We start from the raw sequence: 21137 nt of genomic DNA on the forward strand, positions 1-21137 counted from the left end.
AGAATGAAAAACGTAATATATATTATATCAGTTTTCATAAGGTCAAACTAGAAATCCCCCTATTGTATTAGGGGGTTCTTTTTTAATAGAGGAAATCATTTTGAAATATAAAAACATATATGAAAGGTAGTAGACGAGGGAATAGAGGATAACAAACATTCTAAGAAGGGAAGAGTGTTTTTAAAGCTCTTTTTGCATCTATTCCTTCAAAAATAAATAATACAAGATCTCTCTTTTTTACAGTAAGGAAAAAGGATACTAGAGTGCTTAAGTTTTTAATAGAAGTAAGTGTTCCGTGTTTACTTATAAATACATTCGTTTGAAATGTTGTCATTAAAGCATAAAAATGATGAATCTGCGTTATTGTAGGTGTTTCATTATAAGAAATAGTAGTAGAGTGAATGGCGTTCATCGTAATATTCCTTTCCATATAGTAAGCATAACAATATAAACATACCCGTTTAAAAAAATGTTAAACATATAAATAAGAAAAAATATAATTATAGTTTTTTACGTTTAGAAAAGGTTAGGAAGGGTATACATATACTACAAAGAGATTAACTGAAGATGAATTGTAAGATGTCTATGTTTAGTAGATTAGTCTATCAAAATATACTTTTACTTTAAATAAAAAGGAGCCTGGTATACATGAATGAAATGATGATTAATATTACATTTGATTTAATTTACTTGTTAAGTAGTTCACTTGTAGTGCTTTTACTATTCGCTTTTTTCGTAAATGGTTATGTTAATAAGAAGATTAGTGTATACAGAAATGAAGAAAAATAAAGATACATTATATAAAACTTTAGGAGGTTAATAGTTATGAATGTAGATAGAAAAATAGTAGGTGTTTTTAGAACAATTGATGATGCGGCACTCGTTATTAATGAATTAAATGAAAAAGGATACTCAGCAGATAACATTTCAGCTATTGCGAAAGATCAAAAGGAAATTGAACATCTGGAAGAAAAATCGGGTGAAAAAGTGAATAGCGAAACTGCACATAAAGCAGATATCTTTTCAGCGACAGGGCTTGTAGCTGGAGGAGTAGCAGGCGGACTCGGTGGTTTATTAACAGGTCTTGGTATACTTGCCGTTTCTGGAATGGGTCCAATCGTAGCAGCGGGACCGATCGCAGCAGCGATTGGCGGAGCTGGTATTGGCGGAGGAGCTGGAAGTTTAATAGGAGCATTTATAGGATTAGGAATTCCAGAAGAACATGCTAAGAAGTATGAAGAATATATTTACGATGGAAATATATTAATTTTAGTAGATGCAAAATTAGATGATAAGTTAGAAATCTATAAAATATTTGATAAGCATCATGCTTATAACTCTGATTTCTTTAAATAAAATGTAAACAAAGTAAATATCGTTTTTTGATCTTACAAATTTGGCGCGACCGAGGAGTCGTATGACTATAAGAGAGGAAGGGCTTATAGTAAAAGATCAAGTTCTATCATGCTATTTAAAAGGGAAGAGGTGTCTTTTCGTGATTGTAAAAATATTAAAGGATAGCAGTAATAGTTTCCTTTGTACAGTTCAAAATAAAAATGGAGACCAGTATGTAAAGAAATGGTTTCGTAAACATGAAAACAATGAAAAATTAGGACGACCAACTTTTAAAGAAGTAGAAAAGGACTGGAAAGAAAATAAAGAGTCGTTTATGTATCCTAATGTTAAAGCGCTTTATTAAACATAATAGGCATTTTATTCTTACAAAACTGTCACATTCCTGTAAGGTAATTCAATAGATTAGTTGTGTGTTCCATGTCATAATAAAGACATAAGAAAGCTTATTAAAACTACAATTTATTAGGAGAGTGTCAGTCATGATTGTAACAACAACGTCTGGAATTCAAGGTAAAGAAATTATTGAGTATATCGATATTGTAAATGGTGAAGCTATTATGGGTGCAAATATTGTCCGCGATTTATTCGCTTCTGTTCGTGATGTTGTCGGTGGTCGTGCTGGTTCTTATGAAAGTAAGCTAAAAGAAGCTCGTGATATCGCAATGGACGAAATGAAAGAACTTGCAAAACAAAAAGGTGCGAACGCTATCGTTGGTGTTGACGTAGATTACGAAGTAGTTCGTGATGGAATGTTAATGGTTGCTGTAAGTGGTACAGCTGTACGTATATAAGTAAATAAAAAACAGGCTCACCCCTTGAAGTTTATGCTTTGAGGGGGTTTTTTATTTTTCTTTTGTTCATGACTAAAGTTAAAATAGAGAAGGGCCGACGTACTAGCTCGCTTATTTCAAATGTAGTATATTATTTCTTAAGAAAAAGCAAGTAAATGGAAGTTTTTGTATTTAAAGAAGGTGTTAATTTTATGACAAATAATAAAATTGCTATTTGAGGTACGAAGAGAATGAGTGGTATGAATAATTTTAGAAAGTGTATAGTTAATAGAAATAAACGATGGAGTATGTAAAGAGTTATATTACATAAAATTTATTATGAATGGAGGCGGTTACACTATGTTTTGGTTAGGATGTTTTTTAGGATACATTGTAGGTTCTATTATTACATGTGCGCTACTTTACTTTGGATATAGATCCAATGAAAATAAAAAAGCGGATATGCAAAAGGTGGAGGAGAGGAAAATCAATAAAAAAGGTGTATAGTAGGCGAAAGGTAAGGTGATAGTGTTGATACAAAAATAAAGGACAGTACATATTTCATATGATTACTATGTACTGTCCCGCTTATTCCTTTTGGATTAGGAAAAATTGTTTCCTGTCTTGCTGTAAAATTCATAGGCGAAATATCCAAATAAATAGCCTATTCCAGCTCCTAAACTAACTGAAAGCAGGGCGAAGTTCGGGAAAAATATACCGAAAATCAAACCGATCATACAGCCAACAAGCATTCCTATAGGTATTAAACTGTCTAATAACAGTTGAGCCTCTTTTGATTTTTTCTTACCTAATGTGCCGTTGTCATATTTATGTTTAAGCCTTCCAATTACATAGACTACAATTCCCCCGACTATTAAAACAGGCGCAATTGCCGTGAGTAACCACATGTTAGAATCTCCTTTCGCTTTTTTAATTAAATTACATAAGCTACTTAAAATTCTATGCTACTAAATGGATTGATAGTTGAATGTACTCAATTTAATAATTCGTTAAAAAAACTTTCCCTTTCGTTTTTTCAGCAGACTGCACAATATCAACCGCAGCTCTTACATCCACTAAGTCATATGTAGAATGTACTTTCATAAAACGTAATTGCTCATTTTCTACTAAGCGAATTAAATGACGAAACGTTTCTTGCCATTTATAAGGTGACACTTCTTTATTCCAATGTCGTAAATGAAATATGTTCGCGTGCACTTTTGCTTTCGTGACAATCTCTGCCCAGTTTACTTGTATTCCCGACAGAAGTCCTATAGTTAAAAAGTGCCCATTGGGACGTAAGGAGAAAGCTAATTCATTTCCATCCGGTCCCCCAATAGAATCAATCGCAGCGTCTGCACCTCTGCCGTTTGTTAATGTCATAACTGTTTCATAAAGCGGGGCAGTCGAAGTATCAATTATATGATGAGCGCCAAGCTGAAGTAATTCGTCTGTATGTTTACTATTTCTTGTCACGGCAATGAGTTGGAAATTTAAAATTTGCGATAACTGCGCAAAAAGATGCCCGATAGCGGATCCACAAGCATTCACTAACAAAACATCATTCCGTTGTAAGTTTAGCGTTTCCGTACATGTAACCCAAGCCGTAAGGGGATTAATATACATTTGTGCCGCGGTAAAATCATCGATAGAATCGGGAATAGGGACTACAAAATCAGCCGATGTTTTCACATATTCTTGCCAAGTACCTTCCCCGCGTAACGGTAACACACGTTTACCGATGAGGTCTCTAGAAACAAAAGCTCCTACATCTTCTACAATACCAACACCTTCATAACCAGGTATGTTAGGTAAAGGGATTCTATGTGCGTACGCTCCGGTTATTGGAATTAAGTCAGATGGATTAATCGGTCTAACTAGCATACAGACGAAAACTTCATTATCTTTCAGTGGTTCTATATTTTTATATTCAACTTGTAATACGTCTTTTGGATTGCCAAACTTATGAAATTGAATGCATGTTCCAAGCAAAGTAATTTGCCCCCTTAGTTTCATTGGGTTTATTATAGCATTTTTAGTTTGGGTGGTTATTTTGTTAGTGATAAATAGGGTTTTTAATTTACGTATTTATCAGAATTTTATAAAATGTGTATATAACTATGAAATGGGGGAGATTTCTTCATGTGTACTAGTTTGACGTTACAAACTAAAAATTTCCAACATCTTTTTGCGAGAACAATGGATTTCACATTAGATATGAATCAGGAAGTAATAATCATTCCTCGGCGTTATCAGTGGAACAATATAACTGGTGAAACAATCCGAACGAAAAAGGCTGTTGTCGGAATGGGAATTAATTTTGGAGGAAGGGTCATGATGGCAGATGGAGTAAATGAAGCTGGTATGACATGTGCAACTCTCTATTTCCCAGGATTCGCTACTTATAGTAGTCATGTAGATAGCAATAAAACGAATGTAGCACCATTTGATTTTGTGACTTGGAGCCTCACGCAGTTCAATTCTGTTGAAGAATTAAGAAAATCTATTGATAGCATTGCCTTTATAGATGTGCCATTACCAATTTTAGGGGTTACTCCACCGCTACATTGGATTTTAGCAGATAAATCGGGAGAATGTATTGTACTTGAGCCGACAGCTGATGGAATAAAAGTGTATGACAATCCAATAGGAGTGATGACTAATAGTCCGGAGTTTAGTTGGCATTTACAAAATTTAAGACAATATATTGGTCTTAAATCGCAGCCATTTGCGCCAACGGAGTGGGGCGATGTACCATTAAGTGCTTTTGGCCAAGGTTCAGGATCGATGGGACTTCCTGGAGATTTCACACCGCCATCAAGATTTGTACGGGCAGCGTATGGCAAACAAAACATTCAAGGTATAGAGAACGAAGAAGAGGGTATATCGGCTATTTTTCATATTTTATCGAATTGTGAGGTTCCTAAGGGGGCAGTAATAACAGAAGACGGTATATTAGATAATACGATCTATACAAGTGCAATGTGTATGGAGTCTGGAACATATTATTACCATACTTACGATTGTAGACAAATTATAGCCATTCATTTATTCAATGAAGATTTAGATACAGCTGAGATTAAAACGTATCCGTTTCAGCGGAAACAAAAAATATTTTATGAAAACTGAAGCGCCCCTGAAAAAGTGAGACTAATAAAAACACCTCCATTTAATTTGCATACTTAGTATGCGAATTTAGGAGGTGTTTTTTATCATTTACCAATATTCAGGTTTACTTCTTGCTATTCTATTAAGCCGAAGCTCTCTTCATTCTCTCAAGTAAACTAGACAACACATGCGTACGATAAGATTCTAGTTTTTTACCTTCATAAGTACGGATACCTAATTTTTTAAGTTCTTTTACATACCAACCTTTGCTTCCGAAATACATGTGATCGCTCCCCTTCAACTTTGTTTTTATTTATCCTGATTGCATATGGAGGTACAGGAATTATAATGAAGGAAATGAATTTCGCGCGAAAATGGTTAACTTTGTTGCAAAAGACATATATACTAAAGATAGTATACAACGAGGTGGACAAGACGTGATTATAGAGAAGCACGAAATTCAAATTGACCAAATTACTAGCGGTAAAGTGAATATCTTTACTTTCTATAGAAATAGAAAGCAAATTGATGATCATTTTTTACGATTGCAAGAACCATCGCTTACAGCAAACTACTTCTTCCATTTTCATTTTGATGCAGAGAGCTTGCATCTACTGCAGAAAGAGTTTCCGAGCGTATATCCGTACGACGGTAGTGAAACGATTCACGACTGGACGGAAAAGATGAAAGCTGAATTGCAACATCAGATCCAAACAGGAAAATGGAATAAACGCGTACGTATCGGTAATCGCATTCTAGATGTGGTGTTTACGTGGTGTGACGAAGATATAGTAGAGTGAAAAAGAAGCGGATGACGCTTCTTTTTTTTAGCGCTGGAATAAAACGAGCTTACCTGCAGTAGATGTACAGCGATGTGTTTTTTCATACAATCCTTTTTCTTGTAAGATAGATTCACCTTTTGCTTTTGCTTCTTTTTCAGTTGCCGCCTCGAATGATTCGTCTAATGCTTTTGAACCATCTTTTTCAAAGACTGTTAGAACGTATACTCCCATGAAAATTCCCTCCAATAATTAAAATCAGAATCTTATAATTATTTTGACATAAAACGCTACAATATGCAAAGAAATATATGACATTGCGTGGTAAAATAGAATGAAACTTTACTCATCGAGAATATTTTCATTCTCGATGATTATTAGTTTTCAGCGATGTTAATTTTAATAAAATGAAACTTTTGAAAGATAGAAAGGATCGTTATTTGTGAAACAAGTAAAGTTTATACATGCGGCTGATTTGCATTTGGATAGTCCGTTTAAAGGAATGGAGATGAATGTTGCGCAGTCTGTTTGGAAGAGAATGAAGGAAAGTACGTTTGAATCATTTGAGCGTATTGTTGATAAAGCGATTCAAGAGCGCGTTGATTTCGTATTACTAGCTGGGGATTTGTATGATGCGGAGACGAGAAGTTTGAGGGCGCAAGTGTTTGTGCGTGAGCAAATGAAGAGACTTTCGCAGTACGATATCCCTGTTTTTATTATTCACGGTAACCATGATCATTTAGGAGGAAGCTGGGCAGCAATTGAGTTTCCGGAAAATGTTCATGTATTTACTGAGCCTTATGTAGAAGAGAAATCATTTTATAAAAATGGTGAGCTATTAGCTTCTATTTATGGGTTTAGTTATTTGCAGCAAGCGGTAACGGATAATATGACAGCGCAGTATACGAAAATGAGTGATGCGCCTTTTCATATTGGCATGCTTCACGGAAGTGTGGAAGGAGATGCAGAGCATAATCGCTATGCACCGTTTCAAATTCGTGAGTTGAAAGAAAAACTGTTTGACTATTGGGCTCTTGGCCATATACATAAACGTGAAATTTTATCAGAAGAGCCGTATATGATTTATCCAGGGAACATACAAGGTCGTCATCGTAAGGAAACAGGCGAGAAGGGTGCGTACCTTATTGAACTTACGAAACAAGGAACGCAATGTTCATTTTTCCATACGGCAGATGTTGTATGGGATGAGATTGAAGTTTGTATTGATGGACTTGAAACCGTTGATGAACTTATGACGAGCCTATCTACTGCGATGAATGAATGCAGAAGAGAAGAGGAAGGGATGCTTTTAACTGTCGTATTCACAGGGCAGGGCCCACTTTCTCCTTATTTGCGTGACGAAAAGCGTGTGGAAGAGATTTTTCACATTTTAGCATCTGGCGAAGAGCGAAAAGATTTCGTATATGCAATGAAGTGGAAAAATGAGACGGTTTCTTTTGCAGAAATCGAACGTTTGAAAGCAGAAAATCATTTCGTCGGTAGTGTGCTAAAAGAGTTAGAAGCTTTCAGCAATATGGACGGCGTATTGCGCACCATTTGGACATCTCCTGTAGCGCGTAATAGTATTGAATCTTTTACAGAAGAAGAGAAGAAAGAGATTCAAAAGGAAGCAGAAAATATTATTTTAGAGCAATTATTCCAGCAAGAGAGGGATAAAAAATGAGAATTGAAAAACTCCATATTTATGGGTACGGAAAATTAGAAAATGTGGAAATGGATCTTTCATTGCTGACGGTGTTATACGGTGAAAATGAAGCGGGGAAATCGACAATTCGCTCATTTATGAAAAGTATTTTGTTCGGTTTTCCGACGAGAGGACAGCGCCGTTATGAGCCGAAAGAAGGCGGGAAGTATGGCGGCGCGATGACTGTGCAAACAGAGCAGTATGGTCGTTTGAAAATTGAGCGATTGCCAAAGACGGCAGCTGGCGAGGTGACCGTTTATTTTGAAGACGGGAAAACGGGCGGAGAAGAAATTTTAAATGATATATTAAGCGGGATGAATGAAAGTTTATTTGAATCTGTCTTTTCATTTGATATGCATGGTCTTCAAAATATTCATCAGCTAGGCGAAGCGGATATTGGCAATTATTTATTTTCGGCAAGTGCAGTCGGAAGTGATGCGCTATTGCAGTTAGATAAAAAGCTAGAAAAAGAAATGGATCAGCGCTTTAAGCCGAGCGGGCGTAAACCAGAAATTAACGTGTCACTGCAAGAGATGAAGAAACTTGAAGAGAAGATGAAAGAGTGGCAAGGAAAAATTGGCACGTATGAAAAACAAGTAGAGCAGTTAAAAGAAAGTGAAGAGAAGCTTGCTTCTGTTCGCGTGGAGAAAGAGAGTGCAGAAAAGCGAAAGCAAGATTATGAAATATTAGCAGCGCTTGAGCCACTCGTTATTGAAAAACGTGCGCATGAGAAAGTGTTAGAGAACGAGAGCGGGCAGTTTCCTGTAAACGGAATGGCGCGTTATGAAGCAATGAAGGCGAAGATGGAGCCGCTTCAATTACAAGTTGATTCGCTCCACAAGAAAATTGAGACAGTGCAATCGGAAATTGCCTCGATTCAAATAGATGAAGAGTTTTTACAAAAAGAAAGTTATGTAGAAGAACTTCGTATGCAGCATATGTCTTACGAAAATGCACGCCAAGAAATGCGTGATATGAGCGGGAATATTACGAATATAAAAGAAGAAATCGCAGAACTAGAACAACAAATTGGTACTACTTTTGAAAAGGAAACAGTTCTTTCATTTGATATGAGTTTGGCAACGAAAGAGTTAATTACGCAAACAGTGCAAAAGGCGCGCGAATTAGAAACGCAAAAAGCACAGCTCGATGATCGTTTTAAAGTAGCGCAAGAGCAATTAGAAGAACAAGAAGAAAATATAAGACAGATTAAGAAACAAATGTTAGTGGATGAAGAGAGAAATGTGTTAGTTGAGAAAGAGAAATCGTTCCAAGATGCGGCGTTTATCGGTATGGGCGCAGAGAGAATGAAGCGCAAGTATGAGGAAAAAGCAGGAGTAGCTAAGCAAAAGAAAAAGCAGTGGCAAAGAGTTTGTCTTCTGTTACTTCTTATTAACACAGTCGTTTTATTCACGAGCTTATTTATAGACAATCGCCCGCTCTTATTTATTAGTGTCATTGTTTTTGTAGGGATTGTTCTTGCCCTCATTTTATATAAAGATCCGTCAAGTGGATTACAAGAAGAGCTCCTTACACTTCAGCAAAGTGCCGGCGGGAGACAAAGTGAAGAAGCGATGTCTGTTCGCTATCAGTTAGAAAAAGATGAAGAGATACGTAAATTATTTGAGCGCGAGTCTTATAAGTTACAGCAGTTGGAACGAGCGTATGATAAAGTCGTTTCATCGTATGAGGAATGGGAGAGAGAAACGTTCCAGGCGGGAGAACAAGTCGATGCATATAAAGCGCGCTATATGTTTCCTGAATTTTATACGTATGCACACATATTGCCGGCGTTTGAGCGTATTGAAAAAATGCAGCAATTATATCGTGAATTAGAGAAACAAGGCACGCGAAAATCTTCATTATATGAAATGATTTCGCAATTTGAACATAAACTAGAAACTGTTATCGGTAGTGCGGAGTATAGTAAGCTACACGAGGCACAAAGCCGTATGCAAAATGAGAAAGAGAAGCGCCAAACTTGTAAGCAGTTAAAAGAAAAACTGGCGGAATGGCAAGAAGAATATGAGTTTATGCAAGAACAATTAAAGAAATTACTAATAGAACGAGATGGTTTATGGCATATTGCAGCGTCTACAGATGAAGAGATGTTTTTAGAAGCGGGTAAACTAGCGGAAAACCGTGAAGATGCAGAGAAACAAGTGGGGCGTTTATTACCGCAAATTGATCTGTTAGAACAACGTTTAACGAGTTTATCATTAGCTGAACATTACGAAGCTGACGGTTATGACGGAAAATTAAAGCAAGAACTGACAGTCGTGCAAAACTGTCTGGTGCAAGAGAAAGAACTGACAGAGCGTATTGCGAAACATCGTATGGAAATTGCGAATTTAGAAGAAGGTAGTACGTACGGCGATTTAATGCATGAATGGGAAATGAAAAAAGCGCAAGTGCGTGAACAAGTGAAGAAGTGGGCTGCTTATGCGGCCGCAAAAACGGTGTTAACGAAAACGAAGCAATATTATCATGAAGTACATCTTCCTCGTATTTTACAAAAGTCAGAAGAGTATTTCGTCTATTTAACAGGCGGACGATATAGTAAAATCTTTTCACCGTCAGAGTCAGAGCCGTTTATTGTAGAGCGTAACGATGGTATGCGTTTTTACAGTCATGAACTAAGCCAAGCGACAGCGGAGCAGTTATATTTATCGCTGAGATTTGCACTAGCAAAAACATTTGAGCATGATTACCCATTTATTATTGATGATAGTTTCGTGCACTTTGATGCGGTAAGGACGAATCGAACGATTGAACTTATAAAGGAAATTGCAAAGGATAGACAAGTCATATTCTTTACATGTCATGCGCATTTACTCGCCTATTTTACAGAAAAACAGATTATAAAATTAACACATATGCGTAAAGAAAATGAGTTGTAGTGTGCTATACTAAAAGTAACTGATTTGGTGGAGGAATTCGAATGAAAAAGAAAATTGCAGAGTATGAAGTTGGTGAACAAGTCGATATTTTCTTGTTAATTAAAACAGCGACAAAAGGTATCGCAAGCAATGGAAAGCCATTTTTAACAGTAATCTTACAAGATCCAAGTGGAGATATTGAAGCGAAGTTATGGGACGTATCACCAGAAGTTGAGAAACAATATGTAGCGGAAACAATCGTGAAAGTAGCTGGAGATATTTTAAACTACAAAGGACGTATTCAATTACGTGTGAAACAAATCCGTGTTGCGAATGAAAATGAAGTAACAGACATCTCAGACTTCGTAGAAAAAGCACCAGTGAAAAAAGAAGATATGGTTGAGAAAATTACGCAATACATATTTGAAATGAGAAACCCGAACATTCAACGTCTAACAAGACATTTATTAAATAAGCATCAAAACGAATTTTTAGACTATCCAGCAGCGACAAAGAACCATCACGAGTTCGTATCTGGACTAGCTTATCACGTCGTATCAATGCTTGATTTAGCGAAAGCTATCTCAAATCTATACCCATCGTTAGATAAAGACTTACTATATGCAGGCGTTATTTTACATGACCTTGGTAAAGTAATCGAACTATCTGGCCCAATTTCTACAACGTATACGTTAGAAGGAAATTTACTAGGCCACATTTCGATTATGGTGAACGAAATTGGTAAAGCGGCAGACGAATTGCAAATCGATGCAGAAGAAGTATTAATTCTTCAACACATCGTCCTTTCTCACCACGGAAAAGCAGAATGGGGTAGTCCAAAACCACCATTAGTAAAAGAAGCAGAAATTCTGCATTACATCGATAACTTAGATGCAAAAATGAACATGATGGACCGCGCATTAGGACGCACAAAACCAGGCGAATATACAGAGCGTGTCTTTGCGCTTGATAATCGTTCGTTCTATAAGCCGTCGTTCCATAATTAAAAGTGTGAATAAAGTGGCCTTATTAAGTTTTAAAAGCTTAGTGAGGCTGTTTTCTTTATTAAAAATTAAATGAAATAGTTAAGAAGTACGCATGGGGTTAACGAAGAACGATTAAAACATATCTCACCACTAGAATGGGAGCATATCAACTTTAATATGGCAGATACTTAGAATCGCTTCAGCCTGTATAACAGGCCTAAAAATAAGAGTTGAAACTTGTTTAGCATCTATTTTTGTTAAAAGGTGGGAGAATTGTGCTATGATGTGGGCAAATATAAAACTATCTAAAGGAGGGATTTACATGCCGCATATTGTGTTTCGTGGAATTACTACTGAACAATTAAAACACATAAGCAAGCCATTAGTAGAAGAGCTCGCAGAGATTTGTGAGTGTGGTACGGATAATTTTACGTTGGAACTACCAAGTTCTACGTATGTATTCAATGGACAAGAAATAGAAGCGTTTCCTCTTATTGAAGTGAAATGGTTCGAGCGTGGACAGGAAATTCGTAATCGATTTGCCAAGGCCATTACTACATATGTAATGGATTTTGGACTTCCAGAAGTAGAGGTTGTATTTACGGTTTTCACAGAATCAGCGTATTATATTAACGGGAAGCATTGTGCAAGTTAGAGCTATTATAAATGTTTTTGTAACATTTATAAGGGATAGACCCACATCGCTATCAAGCTAACTAGACAAAATACCCTCTAAAAAGAGCAAGGCGTTATTCTTTCTGAGAAATCATAGGAAAGGATAACGCCTTTATATCAATTTTAATATAATCGATTCATTTCTTTATAAAAAGTTTGGTTATTTTATTGAAGCTTATTCCACAAACACACCCGTTTGTTCACTTTTTTACTGTTTGAAAGCCATACTTTTTATATTGATTCATTTATTGGAAAAACCGAAAGTTTTAAACGCTCTCTATTACATATTTATTTTTGGAAAAATAGCCTAACTCCAAATACTAATAATACTGTGCCAGTAATACCCTCTATTGTACGGTTCACCTTTTCTTTTCTTAAAAAAGTTCTTAATTGACGTATTAGAGAGATATAAAGTAAATACCATATTGCTGTCAAAGTCGTAAATGTGAATCCCAACAAAAGAAATTGGAAGAAATGACTTTGATTACTCACAATAAATTGGGGTAGAAAACTAAGGAAAAATACAGCCGTTTTTGGGTTTAAGATTGCCGTGGTAAATCCTTGTCTAAAACTTTTAACCGTTCCAATATCCTTAAAGTTTATTTCCACTGAACTTGACATATCTTCTTTTTTAGAAAAGGCACTTTTAATTGACTTTACAGCTAAATAAATTAAATAAAATGCCCCAGCATATTTTATTAATGTAAATAGCATAGCAAATTTCATTAAGATAGCAGAGAGTCCTAGTGTAGCCATTATTGTATGAATCATCATTCCAGATACCGTTCCTAAGACGGTCTTTATCCCACCATTTCTACCATGAGAGATAGTGTTTTTTGTAACTAAAGCAAAACCGGGACCAGGCATCATTATAATAAGGAGTGCTGTAAGGATAAATAGCATATAGTTTTCCATGTTATGGTATTTCCTTTCTGATTTTTAGTTTCGCTTATAGTATAGCTTTTTTCCTTAAAACATTAAATATAAAAAGTGTGATCAGGATAGTATCATAAACTTTCAAGGAGTTGTAATTGAATTATAGAGGGCTTCACTTGAATAATGTTCTTCTGTAAATGAGCGTTTTTTAATTACTTTTTCTCGGAACACTCTTAATTTTCTTTCGTTTATCGAGGGTATTAGTATCAACTTGACCAAACATTATCCAAAAACTACATTTAACATTTACGAAAGCATATTCGAATAATCATTCATTAAATTTCTTATCAATCAACAAAAATTAATTATCATAAGGAAGAGGTACGTGAACTTCTATTTAAGAAATTACTTATTCTTGAAAAAAACGAATTAACTCCCCATAAATAATTGTAAAGATATAAAATTCTATAATTCCCTCGGAACAAAAAAGTTGTCTTTTATAGCAACGAAGTTCATTTTTATCGTTTTGGGGTAGTGTATTCTTGGTAGCTTGATCGGCATGGAGAGCTTTGAGTCTTTAGCTTGATAGTGATGTGACGCTATCCAGAAATTAATGATTTTACACCCTAAATGTTATTTAACAAAAAAATATCTCGAATTTGAGATAAATCACTTGCTTTTTAATCACTTGAGGTGTAAAGTGATAGTAACGAAAGCGATTGAGTCATATGAAAAACATACACTCAGTTGTTTTCGATTAAAAACAAAGTAACTTATACAGTAAAAACTAAGATGAATTTACAAAAACATAATTAAGAATAAATTGAAAAGCTAAAAACCATATTAGTTGTGGGAAATGTTATTTTTTTAGTTGTCACTTGACTAGTAAAACGAAACGGAGGAATAACCAATGTATGAAATTAAAGGGCATCATCACATTTCAATGGTTACGAAAAATGCAAATGAAAATAATCACTTTTATAAAAACGTGCTTGGCTTACGTCGTGTGAAAATGACAGTAAACCAAGATGATCCGTCAATGTACCACTTATTTTATGGAGATAAAACAGGAAGTCCAGGTACGGAATTATCATTTTTTGAAATTCCATTAGTAGGAAGAACATATCGCGGTACGAATGCGATTACTCGAATTGGATTACTTGTTCCTTCAGAGGATAGCTTGCATTACTGGAAAGAACGCTTTGAAAAATTTGATGTGAAACATAGTGAAATGACAACATATGCAAATCGTCCTGCTTTGCAATTTGAGGATGCTGAAGGTCTTCGCTTAGTACTACTCGTTTCAAACGGGGAAAAAGTGGAGCACTGGGAAACTTGGGAGAAATCAGAAGTTCCTGCAAAGCATCAAATTCAAGGAATGGGTTCTGTAGAACTGACAGTGCGTAGACTTGATAAAATGGCGAGTACACTTACAGAGATATTCGGTTATACAGAGGTTAGCCGAAATGATCAAGAAGCAATTTTCCAGTCCATTAAAGGAGAGGCTTTTGGAGAAATCGTTGTGAAATATTTAGATGGTCCTACTGAAAAGCCGGGCCGCGGTAGCATTCACCATTTAGCAATTCGTGTGAAAAACGATGCAGAGCTTGCTTATTGGGAAGAACAGGTGAAACAAAGAGGCTTCCAGTCTTCAGGAATCATTGATCGTTTCTATTTTAAAAGCTTATATTTCCGCGAATCAAACGGAATCCTATTTGAAATTGCGACAGATGGACCAGGATTTACAGTTGATGGAGATGTGGAACATCTAGGAGAAAAGCTTGATTTACCACCATTCTTAGAAGATCAGCGAGCAGAAATTGAAGCGAATTTAGCACCGATTGAAGAGAAGTAATAGAAGAAAATATACAACTTTAACAAATAAATGAAACCCATTGGAGGAATATAAAATGAACCAATTAAAAGGAATTCACCACGTTACAGCGATTACAAGTAGTGCAGAAAAAAACTATGAGTTTTTCACTCACGTTTTAGGAATGCGTTTAGTTAAGAAAACAGTAAACCAAGATGACATTCAAACGTATCATTTATTCTTTGCAGATGATAAAGGTAGTGCAGGAACAGATATGACATTCTTTGACTTCCCAGGTATTCCAAAAGGAGTACACGGTACAAATGAAATTTCAAAAACTTCATTCCGTGTACCAACTGATGCAGCACTAGCGTATTGGGTGAAACGCTTTGACCGTCTTGAAGTAGAACATACAGGAATTAAAGAGCAATTTGGTAAGAAAACTCTTTCTTTCGTTGACTTTGATGACCAACACTATCAATTAATCTCAGATGAGCTTGATAACGGTATAGAATCAGGTACACCATGGCAAAACGGACCAGTTCCGTTAGAATATGCAATTACTGGTTTAGGCCCTGTATTCATTCGTATCGCGAACTTTAGTTTCTTCAAAGAAGTGTTAGAAAAAGTTTTATTATTTAAAGAGGTTGCGCAAGAAGGAGAATTCTATTTATTTGAAGTGAACGAAGGTGGAAACGGTGCTTCTGTCATTGTAGAACATAATACGGTCCTTCCAGAAGCACGACAAGGTTTTGGTACGGTTCACCATGCTGCATTCCGCGTAGACAATCGCGCTGTATTAGAAGAATGGATTGAGAGAATCAGTAGCGTTGGACTTCCTTCATCTGGCTATGTAGACCGTCACTTCTTCGAATCATTATACGCAAGAGTTGCACCACAAATCTTATTTGAATTTGCAACAGACGGCCCAGGGTTTATGGGAGATGAGCCATACGAAACACTTGGCGAAAAATTATCTTTACCTCCATTCCTAGAGCCAAAACGTGAAGAAATTGAAAAATTAGTTCGTCCAATTGATACAGTGAGAAGTACGAAGGAATTTATTAAAGAGTAAAAATAGAGATAGTAAGTAGGAGAGCAAGTAGTTTTAGCGGAGTGCTGGAACTGCTTGCTTTTTTATTTGGGTAATTATCAAAGTGGATAATCTTCATAAAATAATTAATGAATTGTCAGTTAATTATTGAGAAATATTTATTTGTAGGATGATCGGAATAGATATTTGAATTTTCTGTTATTATTTGTAGAAGAGTACATAACAAATGATTAGGAGGGGTTTCATGATTACATCTACTACAAACGAAAAACTGACGCAGCTATTGAATGAATGGTATCTAGAGATTAGATCTAGACGTATAAGTAATGCAGAACGTCTAAAACAAGAAATTGATTTTAAATTTACTAAACTAAAAAAAGAGACTGGAGAAGGTTTGCAGGACCAAAATCTATTACTTTATTATTATTTGCTAGAATTTCGATATAACTATTTAATAGATAATCTAGGCTTATCTCAAGAGAGTTTTAACAAGATAGATTCGTTTGATCAACCAACAGATAATTTTTTAACTTATTATTATCACTTTTTTAAAGCAATACATGCTAGTGAGTTAGGAAATTTTCATCTCGCTAAAGAACATTACGAAAAGGCTGAAAGTTTTTTGAAGTATGTTCCTGATCAATTAGAAAAGGCTGAATTTTATTATAAGTTAGCTACATTTCATTATGATACACAACAAGCTTTGGTATCTATTAAACATGCAACGAAGGTAAAGGATATGTATTTAAATCATGATGGATATGAATTAAATGTAGCTTTTTGTGATAATATTTTAGGCTTAGCCTGTATGAACTTAAAGGAATGGGAATTAGCTGAAGAGCATTTCACAGCTGCTATGGATCAGTTCCAAAAAATTGGTGAAGAAAAATTTATTATTATGGTTCGTCATAATTTAGGATGGATGTATTCTACGCAAAATTTATCTGCATTGGCAATTCGTTATCTTACTGAAGTAGTAGAAAAATCTCCCCAACATTATAAAGCTCTTTATGTAAAAGCAAAAGAGCATTACAAGTTAAAAGAGCATGAGATTGCAAATAAGCTTATAGAAAAAGGATTGAAGATTTGTAGAGATTCGAAAATTGAAGGATATCAACACCATTATGAAATTTTAAATGCATTAAATCAAGGTGTAAAAGCGGAAGAATTAGAGGACATTATTCTTAGAGGAATTACGTATTTTGAAAGAGAAGAGTTATATGATTATACTCAGGAGTATCAGGAAAAGTTAGCAGTAAAATTTTATGAAGAAAACCTTTGGGAAGAGGCAAGTAAGTATTTTTATTTTAGTAAAAAAGCAAGAGAAAAACTTTTTGATAAGGGGGCTTTAAAATGAAAAAAGTGGTAATTAAATTATTAGGGATTGTAACAGTATTTACACTGACTTTAGGGGTGTATAGTTCAACAGATCATCAAAAAAGTCCAACACTAATGAAAGCTGAACATGGTGATTATGGTGGCTAAAAGAGAAAAAGGGATCTCACAATGAGGTCTCTTTTTTCTTTTTAGTTGTAAAACAATTGACTTACTTAAAATATGTAACTATAATAGTTACAAAATAACCATCATTAATAGCAGTAAGTAATATTTTTTTGATATAATTGTAACTATTGTAGTTACAATTAAAATTAATTATAAAACAACCAAAAAATGTAAAAACTTTTAAATAGCAACAAGAGAAAGGAGACGGGAACTTTGAAACGGTTTAAGTTTTATATGATTAGCGGTATTATGCTCGTTTTGTTAATTGTTTGTAACTTCGTTGATAAGCCGATTGCGAAGGTTGGAGAAGTGAAAGATACTGTTATGATGAAGCTGAATACGAAAGAGAGTATGGCGCAAATTGATGGGCAGACGATTTATTTTAAACAAATTGGTGAGGGGAAACCTCCTTTACTTATGCTGCATGGGTTTGGTGGTTCTTCTGATGGGTTTAGTGATATTTATCCGGAACTAGCGCGAGACCATACGATTATTGCGGTTGATATTTTAGGGTTTGGACGTTCTTCTAAGCCAGTTGATTTTCAGTATTCGTTTCCTGCGCAAGTGAATTTATATTATAAGTTAATGAAGAAGCTCGGATACGATCAGTTTGCGGTGCTCGGCCATTCGATGGGCGGAGAGATGTCCCTTAATTTAGCGTATTTATATCCGGATGCAGTCACGCATCTCATCTTGGCGGATGCTACAGGGATAGAGTCTTTCCAACAAAAAGAAAGTTATGAAGTACCACCGCTATCGACGGACTTACAAACTGTAACTGAGATTACGAAGTATAATAAAAATGAAGTAAAAAATAGTCGTGATGATAAAGAGCATTATGATCAGCTTACGAAAATGAGAGAGCGCCGCATTGCGATGGAAGCTGATAAAATTAAGGTACCGACTTTAATTATATGGGGACGACATGATAAAAGTGTTTCTTGGAAAAATGGTGAACTGTATCATGGGCTATTTGCAAATAGTACGTTTCATATTATTGAAAAAGGATACCACGCACCGTTTCGTCAGGAACCAATTGAGTTTATGGAATATGTACAAGCATTTTTCGCGAAGCATCCACAATAAAAATTTTAAGCATAAATCCAATTCTTTCCTCATAAAGTGAAACTAATAAGGCTTGTCTAAGGAAAGGAATGAAGTGATTTGGAAACTTTACCATGGTGGGTTTATCTTGTAATTGTCGGGATTGTACTAAGTGGCTACATGGTTTTATATACTTCGAAAAAAGAGCAAGATATGGATAATGAGTTTATCGAAAAAGAAGGCGAAGTGTATATGAAGCGCTTAGAAGAAGAGCGCGAGAAACGTAATCAGGATAGTGATAAAGATTCGGTATTGCTTTAATAGAAATTTTGAAAGGCTACCACCTAGTAGGATTTTACATCTAGGTGGTAGCTTTTTTCTTCTGGGGGAGCAGTATATGTTCATCAAGCTAAGGTTATATTAGTTTAATTTTACATGTATAAGAGAGTCATCATAAACTTTTATTGATGGCATTTATATATATTTTTCCTCATAAGAATGGAACTAGCGGGGATTTTACTGGGGGGGATTAACAATGCATAGGGATGAAACTTCATTACATCCTGATACAGGCGTTACGTCTGTAATGTTTGTTGAGCGTTCATTAAATGAAATTCGTTTTTGGTCTAGAATCATGAAGGAGCATTCTTTTTTTCTTCGATTGGGATTTAGATGTGAGGATACTCAATTAATTGAAGAGGCGAATCAATTTTATCGGTTGTTTGAACATATTGAACAAATAGCGCATTCCTATACAAATGAAACAGATCCTGAGCAAATCAAAAGGTTTAATGCAGAAGTACAACAAGCCGCAACTAATATTTGGGGATTTAAACGAAAAATTTTAGGATTAATTCTCACATGTAAATTGCCAGGACAAAATAACTTTCCACTTTTAGTTGACCATACAAGTAGGGAAGCTGATTATTTTAGAAAACGTTTAATACAATTAAATGAAGGTAAATTAGATGCTCTTCCTGATGCTATTATTAAAGAAAATGTTTTCTTTTTAAGGATTATGGCAGACCATGCTAAATTTATTGGCCATCTTCTTGATCCATCAGAAAGAAAGCTTGTAGATACAGCACGGAATTTTAGCAATGATTTTGATGAATTGATGTATCAAGCAATTGACTTAGAATCTATGAAACCACAATCCCAAACAGCTCCTCTTTTAGATCAATTTTTAGATCAAAATCGCGTGTCAGTTGCATCTCTTCGGGATTTTAAGAAAACAGCACGTGATTTAATTGAGCAATGTAAAATAAAGAGCATCATTCATCCATTATTGGCAGACCATGTTTTCCGTGAAGCTGATAGATTTCTTGAAATCATTGATATGTACGATGTTCATCTTACAAATATTCAATCACAACCTAGATATTAGAAGATAAGGAAAGATACTATTTTTTCCTTAAGCTGAGAAGTTAACAATTTATTGTTAGCTTCTTTTCTTTGCGATTAAAATTTCATTTTAAGAACTACATAAATCCCTTTGACCAAATATGTAATTCTTTGTAAAATGATATATATGGAAAGATTATGAATATACAGGAAATCTATGGATAGTAGATTTTAATAAATTACTCGGGGGAAATTTATTAGTTAAGTATATTAACTTGTTTGCACTACATTTTACAAATAAAGGGGTATTAGTAATCATGAAAGCAAAGAAATTAGTAAGTTTGGCGTTACCAGTTATGTTATTGAGTGGTTGTATTACAATTGAAACTGATGGTAAGAAAGCTGAACCAAAGAAAGAAGAAACGCAAAAGGTAGAGAAAGAGAGTAAGGCTACTGAAAAAGAGAGTAAGTCAACTGATAGCAAGAAAGAGGATAGCTTATCTGTAGCGAAAGGTGAAGGTACAAATAGTAGTTCATCAAGTAGTCAACAAAGTTCCTCTTCAAATAATTCAACTTCTTCTAGTTCTTCAACTGGCAAGGTAACTGGTTCAGATGTTGAAAGGTACAAGGCAGAAATCATAAATAGTGCTACTCAAATTGAAAATACAATGAAATTAATTGAAGGAATAGCAGATTCAGACGTAAAATCATACAAACAAAAGAAAAGTGAAGTACAACTGAGTTTAGGTGGAGCAAAGGCAACTGCAACGAAACTGAAGAATCTACAAGCACCTCCTGAATTACAGGGAGAACAGGCGAAGATAAAGCAATCGATGGAACTGTATGCGGATTGTTTTCAACTTCTCTTTGATGCATTGGACCAAGAAGACGAAAGTAAAATGCATCAATCAGTAAGTAAAGCACAAGAAGGTTCGAAACTGTTTGAAGAGGCAGCGAAGAGTATCGGTAGTAAAACTAACTAAAAATAAAGTATTTAAAGGGGTATTTGTAAGTGCAGTTGGTGCAAGTGAAGAGTTAGGAATTAGTTATGGAAACACATTACAAATTTATCAAATGGACGATAATGTTCGTATTCGATATGTAAAACAATAAATAATTGGTGAAAAACTCTGTAATAAATTTTACAGGGTTTTTTGTTAGTTCTAGTTTATTTTTTTGTCTTCCTAAGCGCTAAGCATACTAGTATAAGTTGAGAAATGAACAAAACGATAATGATAGGCAGAT

26 protein-coding genes are annotated in these 21137 nt (G+C 35.1%); 20 read left to right on the plus strand and 6 right to left on the minus strand.

What is annotated here, in order from left to right; genetic code table 11:
* Window positions 1-160: 160 nt before the first annotated feature.
* Window positions 161-412: a hypothetical protein gene (locus C3Y97_RS05200; RefSeq protein ID WP_000991356.1), complete on the minus strand. Its 252-nt coding sequence runs from the start codon at window positions 410-412 to the stop codon at window positions 161-163.
* A 236-nt stretch (window positions 413-648) separates the two neighbouring features.
* On the opposite strand from C3Y97_RS05200, the gene C3Y97_RS27735 reads away from it, so the two are divergent.
* From C3Y97_RS27735 to C3Y97_RS27740, 5 genes are all read left to right on the plus strand, one after another.
* Entirely contained in the window at window positions 649-789 is a 141-nt protein-coding gene (locus tag C3Y97_RS27735; RefSeq protein ID WP_001004571.1) for a hypothetical protein, read from the plus strand.
* Window positions 790-825: 36 nt separating this feature from the next.
* The gene (locus C3Y97_RS05205) at window positions 826-1356 is read left to right on the plus strand and encodes a general stress protein (RefSeq protein WP_001100101.1); all 531 of its coding nucleotides are present in this window, start codon (window positions 826-828) and stop codon (window positions 1354-1356) included.
* Window positions 1357-1495: 139 nt separating this feature from the next.
* Window positions 1496-1699, plus strand: coding sequence for a DUF4028 family protein (locus C3Y97_RS05210; protein WP_002023439.1), 204 nt, complete (start codon window positions 1496-1498; stop codon window positions 1697-1699).
* 136 nt (window positions 1700-1835) lie between these two features.
* A complete protein-coding gene (locus C3Y97_RS05215) occupies window positions 1836-2147 on the plus strand; it encodes a YbjQ family protein (RefSeq protein ID WP_000637511.1) in 312 nt (103 codons plus the stop codon).
* A 339-nt stretch (window positions 2148-2486) separates the two neighbouring features.
* Window positions 2487-2633 carry a hypothetical protein gene (locus tag C3Y97_RS27740; RefSeq protein WP_166504393.1) on the plus strand — a complete coding sequence of 49 codons (147 nt, stop codon included), beginning with the start codon at window positions 2487-2489 and terminating at the stop codon, window positions 2631-2633.
* Window positions 2634-2728: 95 nt separating this feature from the next.
* Here the strand turns inward: C3Y97_RS27740 and C3Y97_RS05220 are convergent, their stop codons facing one another.
* Window positions 2729-3034, minus strand: a complete 306-nt coding sequence (locus tag C3Y97_RS05220; protein ID WP_000266566.1) for a hypothetical protein — start codon at window positions 3032-3034, stop codon at window positions 2729-2731.
* Between the two features lie 91 nt (window positions 3035-3125).
* Window positions 3126-4118, minus strand: a complete 993-nt coding sequence (locus C3Y97_RS05225) for a zinc-dependent alcohol dehydrogenase family protein (protein ID WP_136363146.1) — start codon at window positions 4116-4118, stop codon at window positions 3126-3128.
* A 150-nt stretch (window positions 4119-4268) separates the two neighbouring features.
* On the opposite strand from C3Y97_RS05225, the gene bsh reads away from it, so the two are divergent.
* A complete protein-coding gene (bsh, locus tag C3Y97_RS05235; RefSeq protein ID WP_000337598.1) occupies window positions 4269-5255 on the plus strand; it encodes a choloylglycine hydrolase in 987 nt (328 codons plus the stop codon).
* A gap of 121 nt (window positions 5256-5376) precedes the next feature.
* Here the strand turns inward: bsh and C3Y97_RS05240 are convergent, their stop codons facing one another.
* Window positions 5377-5517, minus strand: a complete 141-nt coding sequence (locus C3Y97_RS05240) for a YflJ family protein (RefSeq protein ID WP_000273537.1) — start codon at window positions 5515-5517, stop codon at window positions 5377-5379.
* Between the two features lie 154 nt (window positions 5518-5671).
* Between C3Y97_RS05240 and C3Y97_RS05245 the strand changes: the two genes are divergently transcribed.
* Entirely contained in the window at window positions 5672-6034 is a 363-nt protein-coding gene (locus C3Y97_RS05245; protein WP_000582785.1) for a hypothetical protein, read from the plus strand.
* A 27-nt stretch (window positions 6035-6061) separates the two neighbouring features.
* Here the strand turns inward: C3Y97_RS05245 and C3Y97_RS05250 are convergent, their stop codons facing one another.
* The gene (locus C3Y97_RS05250; RefSeq protein WP_000539552.1) at window positions 6062-6247 is read right to left on the minus strand and encodes a YhzD family protein; all 186 of its coding nucleotides are present in this window, start codon (window positions 6245-6247) and stop codon (window positions 6062-6064) included.
* Window positions 6248-6455: 208 nt separating this feature from the next.
* Between C3Y97_RS05250 and C3Y97_RS05255 the strand changes: the two genes are divergently transcribed.
* The 4 genes from C3Y97_RS05255 to C3Y97_RS05270 all read left to right on the plus strand — a co-directional run bounded on the left by C3Y97_RS05255 (window position 6456) and on the right by C3Y97_RS05270 (window position 12238).
* Window positions 6456-7697, plus strand: a complete 1242-nt coding sequence (locus C3Y97_RS05255) for a metallophosphoesterase family protein (RefSeq protein WP_136363150.1) — start codon at window positions 6456-6458, stop codon at window positions 7695-7697.
* Window positions 7694-10618, plus strand: coding sequence for an ATP-binding protein (locus tag C3Y97_RS05260; protein WP_071740561.1), 2925 nt, complete (start codon window positions 7694-7696; stop codon window positions 10616-10618). Before C3Y97_RS05255 ends, C3Y97_RS05260 begins: the two co-directional genes overlap by 4 nt.
* 41 nt (window positions 10619-10659) lie before the next feature.
* Complete coding sequence (gene yhaM / locus C3Y97_RS05265; RefSeq protein ID WP_000726638.1) at window positions 10660-11604, plus strand: 3'-5' exoribonuclease YhaM; 945 nt, start codon at window positions 10660-10662, stop codon at window positions 11602-11604.
* Between the two features lie 301 nt (window positions 11605-11905).
* A complete protein-coding gene (locus tag C3Y97_RS05270) occupies window positions 11906-12238 on the plus strand; it encodes a DUF1904 family protein (RefSeq protein ID WP_001120262.1) in 333 nt (110 codons plus the stop codon).
* A gap of 308 nt (window positions 12239-12546) precedes the next feature.
* On the opposite strand, the gene C3Y97_RS05275 is transcribed toward C3Y97_RS05270, so the two are convergent.
* Entirely contained in the window at window positions 12547-13173 is a 627-nt protein-coding gene (locus tag C3Y97_RS05275; RefSeq protein WP_000433008.1) for a LysE family translocator, read from the minus strand.
* An 871-nt stretch (window positions 13174-14044) separates the two neighbouring features.
* On the opposite strand from C3Y97_RS05275, the gene C3Y97_RS05280 reads away from it, so the two are divergent.
* From C3Y97_RS05280 to C3Y97_RS27745, 9 genes are all read left to right on the plus strand, one after another.
* Entirely contained in the window at window positions 14045-14989 is a 945-nt protein-coding gene (locus tag C3Y97_RS05280) for a ring-cleaving dioxygenase (RefSeq protein WP_071740560.1), read from the plus strand.
* Between the two features lie 55 nt (window positions 14990-15044).
* Window positions 15045-16022 carry a ring-cleaving dioxygenase gene (locus tag C3Y97_RS05285; protein ID WP_098644976.1) on the plus strand — a complete coding sequence of 326 codons (978 nt, stop codon included), beginning with the start codon at window positions 15045-15047 and terminating at the stop codon, window positions 16020-16022.
* Between the two features lie 223 nt (window positions 16023-16245).
* Window positions 16246-17358 (plus strand): response regulator aspartate phosphatase, encoded by a 1113-nt coding sequence (locus tag C3Y97_RS05290; RefSeq protein WP_000633311.1) that lies wholly within the window; start codon window positions 16246-16248, stop codon window positions 17356-17358.
* Window positions 17355-17486 carry a hypothetical protein gene (locus tag C3Y97_RS28250; RefSeq protein WP_000758182.1) on the plus strand — a complete coding sequence of 44 codons (132 nt, stop codon included), beginning with the start codon at window positions 17355-17357 and terminating at the stop codon, window positions 17484-17486. The genes C3Y97_RS05290 and C3Y97_RS28250 overlap by 4 nt, the downstream gene beginning before the upstream one ends.
* A gap of 231 nt (window positions 17487-17717) precedes the next feature.
* Window positions 17718-18590, plus strand: coding sequence for an alpha/beta fold hydrolase (locus C3Y97_RS05295; RefSeq protein ID WP_136363153.1), 873 nt, complete (start codon window positions 17718-17720; stop codon window positions 18588-18590).
* 78 nt (window positions 18591-18668) lie between these two features.
* Entirely contained in the window at window positions 18669-18869 is a 201-nt protein-coding gene (locus tag C3Y97_RS05300; RefSeq protein ID WP_000449223.1) for a sporulation YhaL family protein, read from the plus strand.
* Between the two features lie 214 nt (window positions 18870-19083).
* Window positions 19084-19935 (plus strand): DUF2935 domain-containing protein, encoded by an 852-nt coding sequence (locus C3Y97_RS05305; RefSeq protein WP_000554479.1) that lies wholly within the window; start codon window positions 19084-19086, stop codon window positions 19933-19935.
* A gap of 274 nt (window positions 19936-20209) precedes the next feature.
* Window positions 20210-20875 (plus strand): DUF7018 domain-containing (lipo)protein, encoded by a 666-nt coding sequence (locus C3Y97_RS05310; protein WP_098906301.1) that lies wholly within the window; start codon window positions 20210-20212, stop codon window positions 20873-20875.
* On the plus strand, window positions 20835-21005 hold the full coding sequence (locus C3Y97_RS27745; RefSeq protein ID WP_002182520.1) for a hypothetical protein: 171 nt from the start codon (window positions 20835-20837) through the stop codon (window positions 21003-21005). Before C3Y97_RS05310 ends, C3Y97_RS27745 begins: the two co-directional genes overlap by 41 nt.
* Window positions 21006-21137: the final 132 nt, after the last annotated feature.

Origin of the sequence: Bacillus sp. DU-106, assembly GCF_004799705.1 — a bacterium.
Classification (GTDB): Bacteria; Bacillota; Bacilli; order Bacillales; family Bacillaceae_G; genus Bacillus_A; species Bacillus_A cereus.

Coding starts and splice junctions, on each gene's coding strand:
- C3Y97_RS05260 (WP_071740561.1), top strand. CDS start 7,694: ATGAGAATTGAAAAACTCCATATTTATGGGTACGGAAAATTAGAAAAT.
- C3Y97_RS05215 (WP_000637511.1), top strand. CDS start 1,836: ATGATTGTAACAACAACGTCTGGAATTCAAGGTAAAGAAATTATTGAG.
- C3Y97_RS05280 (WP_071740560.1), top strand. CDS start 14,045: ATGTATGAAATTAAAGGGCATCATCACATTTCAATGGTTACGAAAAAT.
- C3Y97_RS05205 (WP_001100101.1), top strand. CDS start 826: ATGAATGTAGATAGAAAAATAGTAGGTGTTTTTAGAACAATTGATGAT.
- C3Y97_RS27740 (WP_166504393.1), top strand. CDS start 2,487: ATGTTTTGGTTAGGATGTTTTTTAGGATACATTGTAGGTTCTATTATT.
- C3Y97_RS05285 (WP_098644976.1), top strand. CDS start 15,045: ATGAACCAATTAAAAGGAATTCACCACGTTACAGCGATTACAAGTAGT.
- bsh (WP_000337598.1), top strand. CDS start 4,269: ATGTGTACTAGTTTGACGTTACAAACTAAAAATTTCCAACATCTTTTT.
- C3Y97_RS05290 (WP_000633311.1), top strand. CDS start 16,246: ATGATTACATCTACTACAAACGAAAAACTGACGCAGCTATTGAATGAA.
- yhaM (WP_000726638.1), top strand. CDS start 10,660: ATGAAAAAGAAAATTGCAGAGTATGAAGTTGGTGAACAAGTCGATATT.
- C3Y97_RS05220 (WP_000266566.1), bottom strand. CDS start 3,034: ATGTGGTTACTCACGGCAATTGCGCCTGTTTTAATAGTCGGGGGAATT.
- C3Y97_RS05250 (WP_000539552.1), bottom strand. CDS start 6,247: ATGGGAGTATACGTTCTAACAGTCTTTGAAAAAGATGGTTCAAAAGCA.
- C3Y97_RS05305 (WP_000554479.1), top strand. CDS start 19,084: ATGCATAGGGATGAAACTTCATTACATCCTGATACAGGCGTTACGTCT.
- C3Y97_RS05275 (WP_000433008.1), bottom strand. CDS start 13,173: ATGGAAAACTATATGCTATTTATCCTTACAGCACTCCTTATTATAATG.
- C3Y97_RS28250 (WP_000758182.1), top strand. CDS start 17,355: ATGAAAAAAGTGGTAATTAAATTATTAGGGATTGTAACAGTATTTACA.
- C3Y97_RS05310 (WP_098906301.1), top strand. CDS start 20,210: ATGAAAGCAAAGAAATTAGTAAGTTTGGCGTTACCAGTTATGTTATTG.
- C3Y97_RS05270 (WP_001120262.1), top strand. CDS start 11,906: ATGCCGCATATTGTGTTTCGTGGAATTACTACTGAACAATTAAAACAC.
- C3Y97_RS05200 (WP_000991356.1), bottom strand. CDS start 412: ATGAACGCCATTCACTCTACTACTATTTCTTATAATGAAACACCTACA.
- C3Y97_RS27735 (WP_001004571.1), top strand. CDS start 649: ATGAATGAAATGATGATTAATATTACATTTGATTTAATTTACTTGTTA.
- C3Y97_RS05240 (WP_000273537.1), bottom strand. CDS start 5,517: ATGTATTTCGGAAGCAAAGGTTGGTATGTAAAAGAACTTAAAAAATTA.